Source organism: Caldanaerobacter sp. (genome assembly GCF_049701115.1).
Taxonomy (GTDB): domain Bacteria; phylum Bacillota; class Thermoanaerobacteria; order Thermoanaerobacterales; family Thermoanaerobacteraceae; genus Thermoanaerobacter.
In genome coordinates, this window is record NZ_JBNATX010000011.1 from 37380 (window position 1) to 53303 (window position 15924).

Consider the following 15924-nt stretch of genomic DNA (forward strand, 5'->3'; position numbering starts at 1 on the left):
ATTTCAGACAGGAGGGACGGTTCCCTTTGTCTGAAAATTTATTTTGTAAGGAGAGGATATTTTATGAAGATAGTTAAAATGAAGGATGTAATAAAAAGGTTTGGTGATGTTATAGCTTTAGATAATGTAAATTTAGAAATAGAAGAAGGAGAAATTTACGGTCTATTAGGCCCAAATGGGGCAGGAAAGACTACGGCTATAAGCATAATCTGTGGACTTATAAGTTTTGATAAAGGCGAAGTTTATGTTTTTGACAAAGACATACGTAAAGATGCTGAATTTATAAAGAAAAATATAGGTATTGTGCCTCAGGATGTTGCTATTTATGGAGATTTAACAGCCTATGAGAATGTAGCTTTTTTCGCAAGCCTTTATGGACTTGGGGGAAAAGAGCTAAAAGAAAGTGTAGAAATGGCTCTTGAATTTGTAGGTCTTTTGGATAAAGCAAAAGAAGTGCCAAATAAATTTTCAGGTGGCATGAAAAGAAGACTAAATATTGCCTGTGCCATTGCCCATAGACCTAAATTGATGATAATGGATGAACCTACAGTAGGTATAGACCCTCAATCGAGGAATCACATTTTGGAATCTGTTAAAAAGCTAAATCAAATGGGTAGTACAATTATTTACACAAGTCACTACATGGAGGAAGTAGAGGCTATCTGCACCCGGATTTCTATAATGGACCATGGCAAGGTTATAGCTCAAGGTTCAAAGGAAGAACTCACTTCAATGGTTACAGATGTGAATACAGTTTATATTGAAATTGGCTCAATTGATGGAGTAAAAGAGGAGGAATTGAAAGGAATAAAGGGTGTAAAAGCTGTTGAGATAAGAGATAGCACGATAAAGATAACAAGTTTAAAAGATGTGGGGAATTTTAATGATGTAATACAATATTTTATTTCAAAAAACATACCAATACGTAACCTAAGAAATGAAATTCCAGATTTGGAGACAGTTTTTCTTACACTTACAGGAAGAAAATTAAGAGATTAGAGGTGAGAATGTGAGAATCTTTACCATAATGCTCAAAGAAATAAAAGAAATATTTTATAATAAGCAGGTATTGATGCTTATGATATTGCTACCCATAGTTTTGATTGGAATTTTAGGTTTTGCCTTTTCGTCAACATCAGATATAAAATTAGGGTATATAAAAGTCATATATACAGATGAAGGAGATAGGATACTTTCACAGAGTTTTAATATTTTCATTAAAGAAACTGATAAAATGGGAGTAAAATTTGTAGAAATAAAAGATGTAGATAAAGGAATAAGTGAAATAGAAAAACGCAAATATGATGGTTATGTTTTTTTAAAAGGTAAAGATATCACTTTTTATAAGAATGAAAATGGAGATATAAAAGCAGAGATTGCAGCAAGCATGATTGATTCTTTTATTGATACTTTTAAGGGAATGACAGCGATAGCTTCACAAAATCCTGCCTTTCTTAAAAATAGCGGCGATATAAATTTAAATAAGGAATTTGTAAAAATAACCTCTATTGACAGAAAGGTTAAACAAACATCTTTTGATTATTATTCTGTTACAATGCTTACTTTGATAATTTTATACGGTGCTATGAGTGGTGTATTTTCAATAGATATGGAAAGGACAAAAAAGACAGGAGCAAGAATATTAGCTTCTCCTGTTAAGAAATATGAAATATTGATGGGGAAGGTATTAGGAGTAACTTTTTCTACCTTTATACAGGCTCTGATTATTGTTATTTTCAGCAAATATGTTTTTGGAGCTAACTGGGGGAAGGATATTGTAACAATTTTTGTAATTATAATTAGTGAAATAATCCTTGTAGTTGGTTTAGGAGTGAGTATGGGGTTTATTATAAAAAACGGAGCAATGGCACAAGGTTTACTAAACGGCATAATTCCTTTTATAGCTTTTTTAGGAGGGTCATATTATCCTGTAAAAGAAATGGGAAGTCAGTTTATTGAAAAACTGTCCAATTATTCACCAATTACATGGACAAATGCAGCTATATTTAACGTAATATTGGGAAGCAATTATCAGTATGTACCAAAAGCCCTCATGGTAAATTTGATTCCTGCGGCCTTTTTTATAGTGTTGTCAGCTTACTTATTCAGAAGGGAGGCTTTTTGAGTGAGAGAGCTATTTTTAATTATGAAAAATACAATGAAGCTGTTTTTTAGAAGGAAAGGGAATATTATTTTATTGATTTCGGGTATTATAATTCCACTTTTCTTTTTGCTTTTTACCTATGGAGGCAGCGGACAGCTTAGAATAGGTGTTGTAGATAAAGATAAAAGTCTTATTTCTCAAGATTTAATTAATTCATTAGGGGAAACTGATAAATTCAAGGTTGTTTTTTTGAAAGAAGACGAGATAAATGATAAAGTATCGAAAGGAAAAGTTGACAGCGCTATAGTGATTCCTCAAAAATTTGAGGAAGGGATTTTGAAGGGAAATCCAAAGGATGTAGAGATTGTATCAATAAAAGGGGAAGAAGCTACCTTATTTTTGAAAAGTTATCTTGACCGCAAGATAAATGTTCTTTACAATCTGGCTAGAGCATCTTATGGTAATGAGGAAAGTTTTTATAGGATGTATAATATATATAAGAACAACCCTTTTCGCTTACAGGTTGTGATTGTTCAGGATATAAGTAAGACAGCAGTGGCAATAACGAGAAGTTTGGGATTTTTTATAATGTTTTTGATGTTTAGTACTTTTAATATTTCTAATTTTATACTTGTAGAGAAAAGAGATAAAACTTTTTACAGAATTTTTGCCTCCCCTTTAAAGCCAAAAACTTATTTAGTGAGTAATTTCCTTTTAAATTTAATTATGACAGTTTTTCAAATAGCTTTCGTACTTTTATTTGTTACCTTTATATTAAACTTAGGCTTCACAAAAGCTACATTTGATGTCTTTTTAGTACTGGTTTCTTTTGGAATAGCTTCAATTGGTTTAAGCTCAATGATAGTTTCTTTTTCACCCTCTACAAGTTATTCTAATACCTTGTCTACTTTGATTATCATACCTACTTGTATGTTGGGGGGAGTTTTCTGGCCGCTTTATTTAATGCCTGAAACACTTCAAAAGCTTTCTGATTTTATACCACAGAAATGGGCAATAGACGCTATAGAAAAAATTCAAATGGGTGGTAGTTTAAGCAATGTTTATATCGATATAATTATACTTTTAGCCTTTGCCTTAACTTTTATTCTTCTAGGGATATATAAAATTAAAACTTCTGAAAAAATGGGAGATTTTATCTAATTTATATGTTATAATCAGACAAGGGGGACAGTTCCGTTTGCCTGAATTATTATTTTTGGAGTGGATGTAAATGCCTAGAAAGCCAAGAGTTAAAAGAAAGAGCGGGTATTATCATGTGATGCTGCGGAGAAATGAAAAGAAAAATATATTCAGAAGTAATGAGGATAAAAAGCGCTTTATAGAAATATTGGCAGAGAAAAAACTGGGCGGGAAGTTTTATTTAACTGCTTTTTGTCTTATGAACAACCACGTTCATTTGATGATCAAGGAAGGCAATGAGGATTTGTCAAGTTCTATTAAGAGGATTGCAGGAATTTATGCTTCTTATTTTAATAAAAAATACGATAGGGCAGGGCATTTATTTCAGGATAGGTTTAGAAGTGAGCCGGTTGGAAATGAGAGTTACGTTATAGGATTAGTAAGATATATTCATCAAAAACCAGTAAAAACGGGACTAGTGAAAGAGGAACCGTCCCCTTTGTCTGATTGGGTAAAGAGAAAGGAGAAAGGGTATGGGGCTTTTTGACCAGGTAAGATATCTACCAAGAGAAGTGAAAATTTTTGTGGCAACAGAAGCGCTTTTAGGTATAGGGATGGGAATTTTGGGCTTCGTGCTCAATTTTCATTTTTTAGCATTGAACATTTCACCTGAGGAGATTGGTGCTTTAAATTCGGTAGGTACTTTTGTTATGGGGCTTTTTTCACTGCCTGCAGGATTTATGGCAAGGCATTTTGGGAGGAAAAGGGTATTTATAACAGGGATTCTACTGATAGGATTGGGCTATTTGATGTTTGGAATTGGGACCACTCTTTATGCCTTTTATCCGGCCCAAGTAATACAGTTTATTGGGATCTCACTTTTGGTTTCTACAGAGATACAGCTTCTTTTTTCTTATGCCGGGACAAGTGAAACAGAGACTTTAAGCTACAGTCTTCTCTTTGCAGTTTTTACTCTTTTTAGCGGGATAGGCACTCTTATGGGAGGATTTATCCCGCAGTTTCTCAAGGATGGTACTACTAAATATCAGTGGTCAATATACATCTCTGCCCTGGCCATTTTTTTGTTGGCGATTTTAAGAGGAGTATTCTTGCCCTGCCTTAATAACGATAACAATAGAGTAAAAGTAGAGAAAAAGGGCTTAGTGGAAAGTTTTAAAGAGCAGTTGAACAGCAAAATAATAACTTTGACGTTGTATCTTTTTTTGATGGGGATAGCATTTTCATTGGTTATACCTTTTCAGAATGTCATAATAAAATTTACTACAGGGTGGCACGATGAAGCTGTCTCTTATGTTTTGACTGCCAATGGGATAATTCTGTTCTTTGCTTCAATAATAATGCCTTGGCTTATAAATGAGGTAGGAATAATTAGGTCTTATTACTACGTGTACGCTATAAACATAGGGATGGCTTTTATTCTTTACTTTAAGATGCTTCCCATTGCTTTTGTGTTAATTTTCCTTTTGAGGAGTGGCAGTTTTACACTTTTTCTCAATATGGTGGACAGCCAGACGATGTCGGCTGTAGAGGAAGATAAAAGAGATTTTTTTGGAGGTGCAAGGACTTTTCTAAGGAGTATAGGAGGTGCTATTGGAAGCTTTATAGCAGGGTACGTAATTCAAAGGGGTAAGAGCACATTTCCTTTTCTTATTACTTCTCTGATTCTTTTGATAAGTTTTGTGTACTTTGAATTTTTGGTGAAACCCATTTTTGTAAAAGAAATCGAAAAAAAGGGGGAGGGCATGTAGCTATACTAAGTGGCAAGCTACATAATGCCCTCCTCCTACATCTCTTAATTCAGGCACTTGCTCTTTGCATATCTCTTTTGCAAAGGGACATCTTGTGTGGAATTTGCAGCCTTTTGGCGGATTTGCAGGACTTGGTATATCACCCTCCAGTATTATTCTTTCTCTTTTTAGGTCAGGGTCAGGTATTGGCACTGCAGAGAGAAGTGCCTGCGTGTAAGGATGCAGTGGATGGTCAAATAACTCGTCTCTTGAAGCCATTTCAACAATGGTTCCGAGGTACATTACTGCTACTCTCGTGCTTATGTGTTCTACTACGCTCAAATCGTGAGAGATAAAAAGATAAGTAAGACCTTTTTTCTCCTGCAAATCCATCAAAAGGTTAATTATTTGAGCCTGTATAGAAACGTCCAAAGAAGATACAGGTTCGTCCAAGACTATAAATTCAGGATCTAAAATCAGTGCGCGTGCTATTCCTATTCTCTGTCTCTGACCGCCAGAGAATTCATGAGGATATCTATCTACGTGGTAAGGTGCCAGACCGCACATTTCTAACGTTTCTATTACTCTATCCCTCAGTTCTTTTTTTGAAATAAGGCCATGGTCTAACAGGGCTTCTCCTACTGCATCGCCTATTCTGAGTCTGGGGTTTAGAGAACTGAAAGGGTCCTGGAATACCATCTGCATTTTTGGGCGAAGTTTTCTAAGTTCAGTTTTTTTGAGGCTGTGTACTGGGATTCCTTTAAATAAAACTTCGCCTTCCGTTTTGTCATAAAGCCTTATTATAGTACGACCTACTGTGCTTTTTCCACAGCCGGATTCTCCCACAAGACTTAGAGTTTCACCCTTGTTTATAGTGAAACTTACTCCGTCTACGGCTTTTACGTATCCTATTGTGCGTTGTAGAACTCCTCCTCTTATAGGAAAATACTTTTTCAAATTTTTTACCTCAATCAATGGTTCGCTCATTTTTTCCACTCTCCTTCGTACAGCCAGCAGGCTACTTTATGGCCATTTTCGTCAGCGACAAGAGGAGGGATCTTTTTGCGGCATACGTCCATAGTGTATTCACATCTGTCGCTGAAATAACAGAAATCCCCAAGTCCTATAGGGTTAGGTACCTGCCCAGGTATGGTATAAAGTCTTTCTTGTCTTCTTCCAATCACAGGTTTTGCTTTTAAAAGGCCTCTTGTGTATGGGTGTTTGGGGTTTTTGAAAAGTTCTCTGACTGGAGCTTCTTCTATGACTTTTCCTGCGTACATTACTACAACGTAGTCTGCCATTTCGGCGACAATTCCTAAATCGTGGGTTATGAGCATAAGAGCCATTCCCTTTTCTTCTTTTAGTTTTCTCAATAGGTCCAGTATCTGAGCCTGTATGGTAACGTCTAGAGCAGTTGTAGGCTCATCGGCGATCAAAAGTTTGGGGTCACAGCTTATGGCCATTGCTATCATTATACGCTGTCGCATTCCGCCGCTTAACTCATGAGGATAGCTTGTCATGATCTGTTCGGCGCGGGGAATACCCACCTGTTTTATGAGTTCTACTGCTTTATTCCACGCTTCTTTCTTGGTCATGTGTTTGTGAAGCATTAAAGGTTCCATCAGCTGGTCTCCTATTGTGAGAACGGGGTTTAATGAGGTCATTGGCTCCTGGAATATCATTCCTATTTCATTTCCTCGAATTTTTCTCATTTCAGCATCGCTTAATTTAAGGATATCTCTTCCATCAAATATTATCTCTCCACCTTCAATTCTTCCAGGAGGCGACTGTATAAGCCTCATTAAAGAAAGAGCAGTTACACTTTTCCCACATCCTGATTCCCCAACGACGCAGACGGTTTCACCCTCGCGAATTGAAAAACTGACATCATTTACTGCTTTTACAACACCTTCTTCGGTATAAAAGTAAGTTTTAAGATTGCGAAATTCTACAATATTTTTTGCCATTTCAACTCCTCCTAAATCTTTTGTCTTGGGTCAAAAGCGTCCCTTAAGGCATCGCCTATGAAGTTAATAGCAAGAACGGTAAACATTATAGCGATACCTGGTGGGATCCAGAGCCACGGACGCTTTGCAAAGTCTATCATATTATTAGCAGCAGAAAGCATGTAACCCCAAGAAGGTGTTGGAGGCACTACGCCTAAACCAAGAAAACTTAAAGTAGACTCTGCAATTATAGAGCTTGCCACTCCTAATGTTCCAGCGACAATCACTGTTGGTAGCACGTTGGGGAAAAGATGCTTTATTATCTTTTTGGTGTCTCTCAAACCCAAAACTTCTGTTGCCAGCATGAATTCTTGCTCTTTTAAACTTAAAATCTGGCTTCTCACAAGCCTTGCAACACCAACCCATGAGATGATACCTAATATGAACATGACGTAGTATATCCTGTGGGCTGGAGGTATTTTTAAGTCCGACATTATGGCACCCATCACTATCAATATTGGAAGCCCGGGCATAGCGTATATGATGTCTGCGATTCTCATTATTATGACATCAAGCCATCCCCCGTAATATCCAGAGATAGACCCCAAAGTTACTCCAATCAACAGGAGTATCAAAGTAGCAGCTATACCTATAGTGAGAGAGATTCTTCCTGCGAGCATAAGCCTCAAGAGAACATCTCTTCCTAGATTATCTGTTCCAAGCCAGTGTTCTTTGCTGGGAGGCTGATTTGCTTTTGTCACATCGGGTACGTCCTGATGTGGTGAAAAATAAGGCCCTACAAAAGCGAACAAAAACATAATTGTAAGTATTATCAAACCGAGTATGGCATACTTATTCCTTATAAAACGGTAAAAAGCGTCCTGCCAGAGGGAAGTACCACCTCTTTTTTTGTTTCTTTTCTTCGTGTAATCTAGAGTCGGAGTAGGTCTTTCCAAATCATATCCCTCCTTATTTAAGCCTTACCCTAGGATCGGCTATTCCGTATAATACGTCTGCCAGTATATTTGCAAGAATTGTGAGTACGGTTATTAACATGGTGTATCCCAAAAAGAGAGGATAATCCCTTACGTAAATTGCCTGTAGGACTACCTTACCGATTCCGGGCCAATTATATATTCTTTCTGTTATCATTGCTCCTGCAAAGAGGCTTGGTATTTCAAGTGTGAAAAGAGTTATCAAAGGCAAAAGAGCATTTCTTAAAGCGTGTTTGAAGATAACAGTTCTTTCCCTTAATCCTTTCGCTCTTGCTGTCCTTATATAATCCTGCTTTATAACTTCCAGCATATTGGATCTAAAGTAGCGGCTTAAACCTCCCACGCTTATTAAGGTTAGAGTTGCAACAGGGAGTACCATATGCCTTGCAACATCTACTATATGAGCCCAACCGGTATAGTTAGAACCGGTAGTTATCATGCCCCCCACGGGAAACCATCTTAAATCGACGGCGAAGTACTTTAAAAGCAATAATCCAAAGAAGAAAGAAGGCAGTGAATATAGTAAAAAGATTAAAATGGTGGCCACTGTGTCAAAGAAAGAGTACTGTCGGACTGCCGAGTATATGCCTATTATTGAGGCGATCAGCCATTCAAAGAACATTATGGCAACTCCTAAAAGAAAAGAGTTCCATATGAAGTCGTTTATCACACTTATGACAGGCTTTTTGAACATTAAAGAGTCTCCCATTTCGCCTCTTAGCATGTTTCCAGCCCATCTTAAGTATCTTTCTGGCAAAGGCTTGTCAAGGCCATATAATGACCTTAACTGTTCCATCCTTTCAGGAGTCATTTTAGGGTTTTCAAACTGTCGTGTAACATAATCTCCGGGAGCGAGAGCAAAAATTAAAAATATTATTATGGATGCACCTATTAGTGTTGGAATACTTTGCAAAAGCCTTCTTATTATAAACTGTGTCATCAAATCCCCTCCTAAATGCATTGGAAAAGCCCGGCCCAAAGTCCGGGCTTTTCTTCCCTAATTTAATACTGAAGAATTTCTGCTTGATAGAGCGAGTAGGTGAAGTCTCTAAAGGATGAAATCTGGAATCCTACTACTCTCATGTTCTTGGCATTGAGGTCATGTCTCTGGTACATGAAGATGTAAGGTAAATCTTCGTTGAGCACTTTGTAAAGCTCATGATAGAGCTCTTTGCGCTTATTCATATCTAATTCTTCACGAGCTTTTACGAGAAGCTCATCAACTTTTGGATTGGAGTAACCATTTCTGTTCTGTGAACCTTTGGAGTGGAATATATTGTATGGGTCTGGTTCAGCACCTAAACCCCAAGCCATGAAGTACATGTCAAAAGTCTTTTCTTTGGCTTTCTTAATTTTATCAACTATTAAGTTAAACTCCATGGGTTCTGCTATAAACTCAATACCTAATTGTTTGTAGTTTTCAACAGCAATTGGCACTAAAGCGTCGTTAACAGGGTTTGGTGTTGATTGCAGGAAGTGAATTGTGAACTTTTCACCATTCTTATAGCGATACCCATCAGGTCCTAACTTCCACCCTGCCTCTTCAAGGAGCTGTTTTGCCTTTTCTGGGTCGTAGTTATATGGATTTATTTCATTTTCAGGTGGATATGCCCAGGACACTTTTGATTGAGGAACGTTTCTCACTTCTGCCAATCCCTGGTATACTGCATCAACTATAGCTTTTCTGTTAAGACCGTATGTCAGAGCCTGGCGCACTCTTACATCCTGGAATTTTGGCTGATAGAAGTTAAAAGCGATATAGCCATATCCGTTTGTGGGCAACAGTGCATAGTCCACAAATCCAAGGCTTTCAAGGAGCTCTACATTGTCCTTTTTAGCTGTGATGTTAGAAGTTTCATAGTCTGTTTCTCCTGCCTGTAACATCTGAACTGCTGTTTCGTCTGTAGTTGTCTTGAAGATGAGGTTCATTATTTTAGGTTTACCTTTCCAGTAGTGCTCATTTGCTACTAAGCGCACTTCCTGACCAGGTACGAATTTATCAAATACATATGGTCCCGAACCAAGTGGATTTTGCATTAAAGCTTTTACGCCCTCAAGATTTCCCTTCTTAAAGTCTTTTCCGTAGTAATGCTTTGGAATAACGGTTATAGCTAAGTCTGGCAAACTGGTTCCCATGAGTTTTTCCAATTGAATTTGTATTGTGTAGTCATCTAAGACCTTTATACCTTCAATTTTGTCTGCATTTCCTTGATTATACTCCTTAAATCCTACTATGCCTGCGGTAGAAAGGTCATATGGACCATCATAGGTTGGATCTGCTACTACATAATATGAGAATTCTACATCATGAGCAGTTAAAGGTGTACCATCGCTGAATTGTACCCCTTTTCTTAAGTGGAACGTTACAGTGTTATTGTCCTTGTCTAAATCCCACTTCTCTGCTAAGCCAGGTATATATGTTCCGTCAAAGTTTACTTCTATTAAGCTGTCAAATATAGCGCTTAAGACGTAAGCATCATAGGCTGTCTCATAAAAGAGTGGGTTAAATGTTCCTGCTGGCTCATGCAGACCTATTATGAGAGTATCCACACGAGTTTTTGAAGCTTCTGGTATTTTTGAAGGGTCTTTTGCTTTTGTCCAGTTGTCGCTGTCCTGGACAGAAGCTGTTGGAGTCGTTTGTTCTTGCTTGGGTTGTTCGGATGGTTGTGTCTCCTGTGGTTTGCTGCAAGCAGATAGGACAACTGATAGGGCGAAGACGAGCACCACTAAAAGAGGAAGCCACTTCTTTCTTAGCATCTTCAAAAATCCCCCTTACCTTTAATTTTGTTTTTAATCTGTAGACGATTACTATTATAGCATATTTAATATTGGTTGGCAATACAGCTGCTAAAAATGTAAAAGTTTTGTGAAAAAATTTATTTTTTTGGAATGCGATTTGAAAAATGTTAAAAAATTATGAACAAATTTATCAACTTTTAAATTAGCTATTTAAATTTTATGTTTCTCCTTGCAAGTTTAGTATTAATTATTATAATTTTTTACAAAAAATCGATAAAACTTCAAAATAAATTGTAATAAAGACAAAGAAATTAAATTTATATATATCAAAAAGTGTGAAAATGGTTTTCAAAAATGATATAATTTAAAAATAATAAACTTATTTAACAAGGTATTAAAAATGCGAACATAAATTTTGAAACTGAATTTTCCAAGGGTTATTGAATTAATGGATTTTATTGAGTAATATAGTACTATAAAGGAACAAAAAGGATGGTGAGAGGCATGGGAGAGAATTTTATCCCGGAAATTACTTCGCCTTTGAGACAGAAAATGGTTTTGGTGCCTGAGATAATACATCAAAAGGCTTCTGGTATAAAGGTGTATGGGAAGCTAATAAAATCTTTGGTTTTTACTACAGATGTGGCTTTGATTAAGAACACTAATGCTAATGCTGTTTTGGCTGTATATCCTTTTACACCACAACCTGTAATTACTCATGCTCTCATAATGGCAGCTGACATACCTGTTTTCTGCGGTGTAGGGGAAGGGCTTACACAGGGGAAAAGAGTTATAAATCTGGCTCTTGATGCTGAATTCTCCGGTGCCATGGGTGTTGTTGTAAATGCTCCGACGGCGAATGATATAATAAAAAGATGAGAGCTACCATCGATATACCGATAGTTGTCACTATAGTGTCTGAGAAGGAGGACATAAAGGGGAGAATAGAGGCGGGTGCTACAATTCTTAATGTGTCGGGGGCTCAAAAGACTCCTGATATAGTGAAAAAGATAAAAGACATAGATCCTGATATACCGATTATAGCAACTGGTGGTCCTACTGAAGAGACAATTTTGAAGACCATAGAAGCAGGTGCCAATGCAATAACTTATACACCTCCAACAAATGCAGAGATTTTCTCGGAAATAATGGAAAAGTATAGGAAAGAAAGAGAGTGAATTTACATTGATAGGGCTTTTGCCCTTTTCTTTTTTATAAATTTTGTTCTCAAAAAAAGTTGTGATATAATTACTTTACAACTTTAAAGGAAAGGGGAGAGGATTATGCAATATAGAAAATTTGGGAAATTGGATGTGGCAGTGTCTGCATTAGGGTTTGGTTTGATGAGACTCCCTGTCATTGACAATGACAACAGCAAAATAGATGAAAAAGAAGCCATAAGGATGATAAGGTATGCAATTGACAATGGGGTTAATTATCTTGATACTGCCTGGCCTTATCATGGGGGCAACAGTGAAATAGTTGCAGGTAAAGCGTTAAAAGATGGCTACAGAGAGAAGACCTTTCTTGCAACTAAGCTTCCCACATGGCTTATAAATGAAAAAGAGGATATGGACAAATATCTAAATGAACAGCTCAAAAAGCTTCAGACTGACCATATAGATTTTTACCTTTTGCACGCTTTAGATAAAAACAAATGGGAAAATATGAAAAGAGTTGATGCCTTAGCCTGGGCTGAAAAGAAAAAACAGGAAGGAAAAATAAGATACATAGGTTTTTCGTTTCACGACGAGTTTCCCGTTTTCAAAGAAATAATAGACTATTATGACAGATGGGATTTTTGCCAGATACAGTACAATTACATGGACATAGATGTGCAGGCAGGAGAAAAGGGGTTAAAGTATGCTGCATCAAAGGGATTGGGAGTTGTAATAATGGAGCCCATAAGAGGAGGAAGACTTGCCAATCCTCCAAAAGCTGTGCAGGAGATATGGGATACAGCAAAAGTGAAGAGAAGTCCTGCTGAGTGGGCACTCCAGTGGCTCTGGAACCAGCCTGAAGTCTCTGTTGTTTTAAGTGGCATGAGCACTTTTGAGCAGTTGAAAGAAAATATAGAAAGCGCTAATAGGTCCGGAATTGGTACTTTGACTTCTGAAGAGCTAGAGATTGTGGCAAAAGTTAGAAATAAATACAAAGAGCTTTCTCCTATTGCTTGCACGGGATGTAATTACTGCATGCCCTGTCCAAATGGGGTCAACATACCGAGAAATTTCGAGCTTTACAATGAAGCGCATATGTACAATATTTATGAGGCGAATCGCAAAGCCTATGAGGATTTAGGGGATGCAAGAGCTAGCTCTTGTATAGCGTGCGGCAATTGTGAGAGCGTATGCCCACAGCATCTTCCGATTATAGAGTATCTTAAAGAGGTTGCCAGCTATTTTGAGGGGTAGGTTTTTGCTACCCCTAAATTTTAGGATAAAATGCTGTTGTAAAAAGCATTATTCCAAGGAGAAGGCATAGAAGGCTCAATGCTAGAATAATAATTAAGTAAAACTTTCTCTCCATTTTTTATCTCTCCCTGACGAAATCTCCCCAATGTTATAGACGTGGAGTAACACTATTTGGTTTCATTTTTACGTATTATTTTTTCTCGTGATTGTGAAGTTTTTCTGTGCAAGTTTACTTTTTGTTTTAAAAATGATAAAGGGGAATTTTATATGATTTACAAAAGATTTAACTCTCCGGTAGGTGTTCTTACAGTATTTTCTTCTGGCAAAGGTATATGCAAAATTGAGTTTGGAAATGAAAAATTTCCATTAGAGGATTTTGAAGAGGGAACCGATTTTTATATTGAAGAGTGCATTAAAGAGCTTGACCTGTATTTTCAAAAGAGGCTGAAGAATTTTAATGTGAAGCTGGATTTGCAAGGTACGAAGTTTCAGATGGCTGTGTGGGAAGAGACTTTGAAAATTCCCTATGGATCTGTTGTGACATACGGTGAAATTGCAAGAAGAATTGGGAAACCCAGAGCAGCGAGAGCAGTAGGGCAGGCCCTTAATAAAAATCCTATTCCCATTATAATTCCCTGTCACAGAGTTATTGGAAGCGGCGGAAACTTGACAGGTTTTGGAGGGGGGATTGAGGTAAAAAAGTTTTTACTTAAGCATGAAGGGGTTAAGATTGGTGGATGATAAGAAGAAGCCGGAGGGAATTGGATAAGAGCTTACAATGGCGCAATTGATAATAATTTTGTCAATTGTGCCATTATTTTTTATTGACCTTATGGTATAATGAGGATAGAAAGCAGGTGATGGGATGGAGTATCTATATAGACATAGCGGTTTATTTAAAGGAATACGATGAGGGATTTGTATATAATTTGTGGAATGAACTGGAGGATTTGCTTAAAAAGGATGTAGAGATACAGACAGGAAAGAAGGGAGAAAAGTGGTTAGAAAAGAAGTGGTGGGTTATGGATAAAAAGACTGTTGTAGATATATTGAATGAGATTGGACTTTTGTTAGAGCTTAAAGGGGAAAATCCTTTTAAATCAAGGGCCTATTACAATGCTGCGAGGGCAATTGAGCTTCTTGATGAAGATTTGGAGACACTTGTTAAAGAAGACAGGTTAAAAGATGTGAAAGGGATAGGAGAAGCGCTTAACAAGAAGCTTACAGAGCTTATCACCACCGGACGAATGGAATATTACGAAAAATTAAAAGAGTCGGTACCGCCTGGCCTCATAGAAATGTTAAAAATTCCCGGTTTGGGGCCTAAAAAAATAAAGACGCTTTATGAGAAACTTGGTATAACCACGATTGGGGAATTAGAATACGCCTGCCTTGAAAATAGACTTTTGAAGCTTCCAGGTTTTGGAGAAAAAACGCAGAAAAAGATATTGGAGGGAATACAGTTTGTGAAACAATATAGCGGACACCATCTCTACTTTGAGGCCTATGAAGAGGCTACTAAGATTAAAGAATACATCGATGGCACAGGGCTTGCCATCAAATCTGAAATTGCCGGGAGTTTGAGAAGGAAAAAAGAGATAGTCAAAGACATAGACATACTCGCAACTTCAAAGGAAGCTTTAAAGCTCATGGATGCATTTGTTAATTATGATGGAGTGAGGGAAGTAATTGCAAAGGGAGAAACTAAAACCAGTGTAGTTTTAAAGTCAGGGATAAACGTGGACTTAAGGGTTGTGAAGGAAGAGGAGTTTCCGTATGCTCTTCACCATTTTACTGGCAGTAAGGAGCATAATACTGCAATGAGACACAGGGCAAAGTCTATGGGTATAAAGATGAATGAATACGGACTTTTTAAGGGGGACCATCTCATAGAGTGTAAAGAGGAAGAAGAGATATTTTCTAAGCTTGGCCTTTTGTATATTCCCCCTGAATTGAGAGAGGACATGGGAGAGATTGAAGCAGCAGAAAAAGGGGAGATACCCGTCTTGGTAGAGGAAAAGGACATTAAAGGAGTCTTTCACGTGCATACCACTTACAGCGATGGGAGAAATTCTCTAGAAGACATGGTGAGAAAGGCAAGAGATCTGGGGTATAAGTATATAGCGATTACTGACCACAGCAAATCCGCCTTTTATGCAAATGGGCTTACTGAAGAGGTGCTTTTAAGACAGTGGGAAGAGATAGATGAATTAAATAAAAAATATCCTGATATAGTTATTTTAAAAGGGATAGAATCTGATATTTTGCCTGACGGGTCACTGGATTATGAAGAAGAAATTTTAAAAAGGTTTGATGTGGTAGTTGCTTCAATACATTCTCACTTCAGAATGAGCAAAGAAGAAATGACTAAAAGGGTTATAAAAGCGTTGGAGAATAAATACACTAAAATTTTAGGACATCCAACAGGTAGACTCCTGCTTGCCAGGGATAGTTATGAGATAGATATATATGAAGTGATTGAGGCAGCGGCTTACTATGGCAAAGTCATGGAAATCAATGCCAATCCTTTTAGATTGGACCTTGATTGGAGATACATAAAGTATGCAAAGGAAAAGGGGGTAAAATTTGCCATAAATCCTGATGCTCACAGTGTTGATGGACTTGAGGATGTCAAATACGGGGTGGGAATCGCAAGAAAAGGCTGGCTTGAGGCTAAGGATGTGATAAATACTTATGAAGTGGAGGAAGTTTTAAGTATTTTGCGCAATATCTGAAACTCTTCAGACTGCCTTAGTTTTAATGCAGTCTCTTAGACTGTTGAGAAAGTTTAAAAAGTGGCATTTTGTGTGTAAATGCGACTTGTTGCCAAAGCGGTAA

Annotated in this window: 13 protein-coding genes and 1 pseudogene; 9 read left to right on the forward strand and 5 right to left on the reverse strand. The window is 37.3% G+C overall.

The features are described from left to right. The first annotated feature begins 63 nt into the window (after window positions 1-63). The 5 genes from ACPLVE_RS05150 to ACPLVE_RS05170 all read left to right on the forward strand — a co-directional run bounded on the left by ACPLVE_RS05150 (window position 64) and on the right by ACPLVE_RS05170 (window position 5013). Entirely contained in the window at window positions 64-999 is a 936-nt protein-coding gene (locus ACPLVE_RS05150) for an ABC transporter ATP-binding protein (protein ID WP_424610426.1), read from the forward strand. A gap of 10 nt (window positions 1000-1009) precedes the next feature. Beyond that, window positions 1010-2125 carry an ABC transporter permease gene (locus ACPLVE_RS05155; RefSeq protein WP_424610428.1) on the forward strand — a complete coding sequence of 372 codons (1116 nt, stop codon included), beginning with the start codon at window positions 1010-1012 and terminating at the stop codon, window positions 2123-2125. 21 nt (window positions 2126-2146) lie between these two features. Next, window positions 2147-3265, forward strand: a complete 1119-nt coding sequence (locus tag ACPLVE_RS05160; protein ID WP_424610429.1) for an ABC transporter permease — start codon at window positions 2147-2149, stop codon at window positions 3263-3265. A 70-nt stretch (window positions 3266-3335) separates the two neighbouring features. Continuing rightward, a complete protein-coding gene (locus tag ACPLVE_RS05165; RefSeq protein ID WP_424610431.1) occupies window positions 3336-3791 on the forward strand; it encodes a transposase in 456 nt (151 codons plus the stop codon). Then, the gene (locus ACPLVE_RS05170; protein ID WP_424610433.1) at window positions 3778-5013 is read left to right on the forward strand and encodes an MFS transporter; all 1236 of its coding nucleotides are present in this window, start codon (window positions 3778-3780) and stop codon (window positions 5011-5013) included. The genes ACPLVE_RS05165 and ACPLVE_RS05170 overlap by 14 nt, the downstream gene beginning before the upstream one ends. On the opposite strand, the gene ACPLVE_RS05175 is transcribed toward ACPLVE_RS05170, so the two are convergent. The 5 genes from ACPLVE_RS05175 to ACPLVE_RS05195 form a co-directional block, all read right to left on the reverse strand. Beyond that, window positions 5014-5979, reverse strand: a complete 966-nt coding sequence (locus ACPLVE_RS05175) for an ABC transporter ATP-binding protein (protein WP_424610435.1) — start codon at window positions 5977-5979, stop codon at window positions 5014-5016. Next, window positions 5976-6959 (reverse strand): ABC transporter ATP-binding protein, encoded by a 984-nt coding sequence (locus tag ACPLVE_RS05180; RefSeq protein ID WP_424610437.1) that lies wholly within the window; start codon window positions 6957-6959, stop codon window positions 5976-5978. The genes ACPLVE_RS05175 and ACPLVE_RS05180 overlap by 4 nt, the downstream gene beginning before the upstream one ends. An 11-nt stretch (window positions 6960-6970) precedes the next feature. Continuing rightward, window positions 6971-7894: an oligopeptide ABC transporter permease gene (gene opp4C / locus ACPLVE_RS05185; protein WP_424610439.1), complete on the reverse strand. Its 924-nt coding sequence runs from the start codon at window positions 7892-7894 to the stop codon at window positions 6971-6973. A gap of 13 nt (window positions 7895-7907) precedes the next feature. Further along, window positions 7908-8873 (reverse strand): ABC transporter permease, encoded by a 966-nt coding sequence (locus ACPLVE_RS05190; RefSeq protein WP_424610440.1) that lies wholly within the window; start codon window positions 8871-8873, stop codon window positions 7908-7910. Window positions 8874-8935: 62 nt separating this feature from the next. Further along, window positions 8936-10690, reverse strand: a complete 1755-nt coding sequence (locus tag ACPLVE_RS05195; protein WP_424610442.1) for an ABC transporter substrate-binding protein — start codon at window positions 10688-10690, stop codon at window positions 8936-8938. A gap of 486 nt (window positions 10691-11176) precedes the next feature. Between ACPLVE_RS05195 and ACPLVE_RS05200 the strand changes: the two are divergent. The 4 genes and pseudogenes from ACPLVE_RS05200 (at window position 11177) to polX (ending at window position 15821) form a co-directional block, all read left to right on the forward strand. Continuing rightward, window positions 11177-11850: pseudogene (locus tag ACPLVE_RS05200) on the forward strand (hydrolase). A 105-nt stretch (window positions 11851-11955) separates the two neighbouring features. Next, complete coding sequence (locus ACPLVE_RS05205) at window positions 11956-13086, forward strand: aldo/keto reductase (RefSeq protein ID WP_424610444.1); 1131 nt, start codon at window positions 11956-11958, stop codon at window positions 13084-13086. Window positions 13087-13353: 267 nt separating this feature from the next. Continuing rightward, the gene (locus ACPLVE_RS05210) at window positions 13354-13827 is read left to right on the forward strand and encodes a methylated-DNA--[protein]-cysteine S-methyltransferase (RefSeq protein WP_424610446.1); all 474 of its coding nucleotides are present in this window, start codon (window positions 13354-13356) and stop codon (window positions 13825-13827) included. 281 nt (window positions 13828-14108) lie between these two features. After that, window positions 14109-15821 (forward strand): DNA polymerase/3'-5' exonuclease PolX, encoded by a 1713-nt coding sequence (gene polX / locus ACPLVE_RS05215; RefSeq protein WP_424610452.1) that lies wholly within the window; start codon window positions 14109-14111, stop codon window positions 15819-15821. Window positions 15822-15924: the final 103 nt, after the last annotated feature.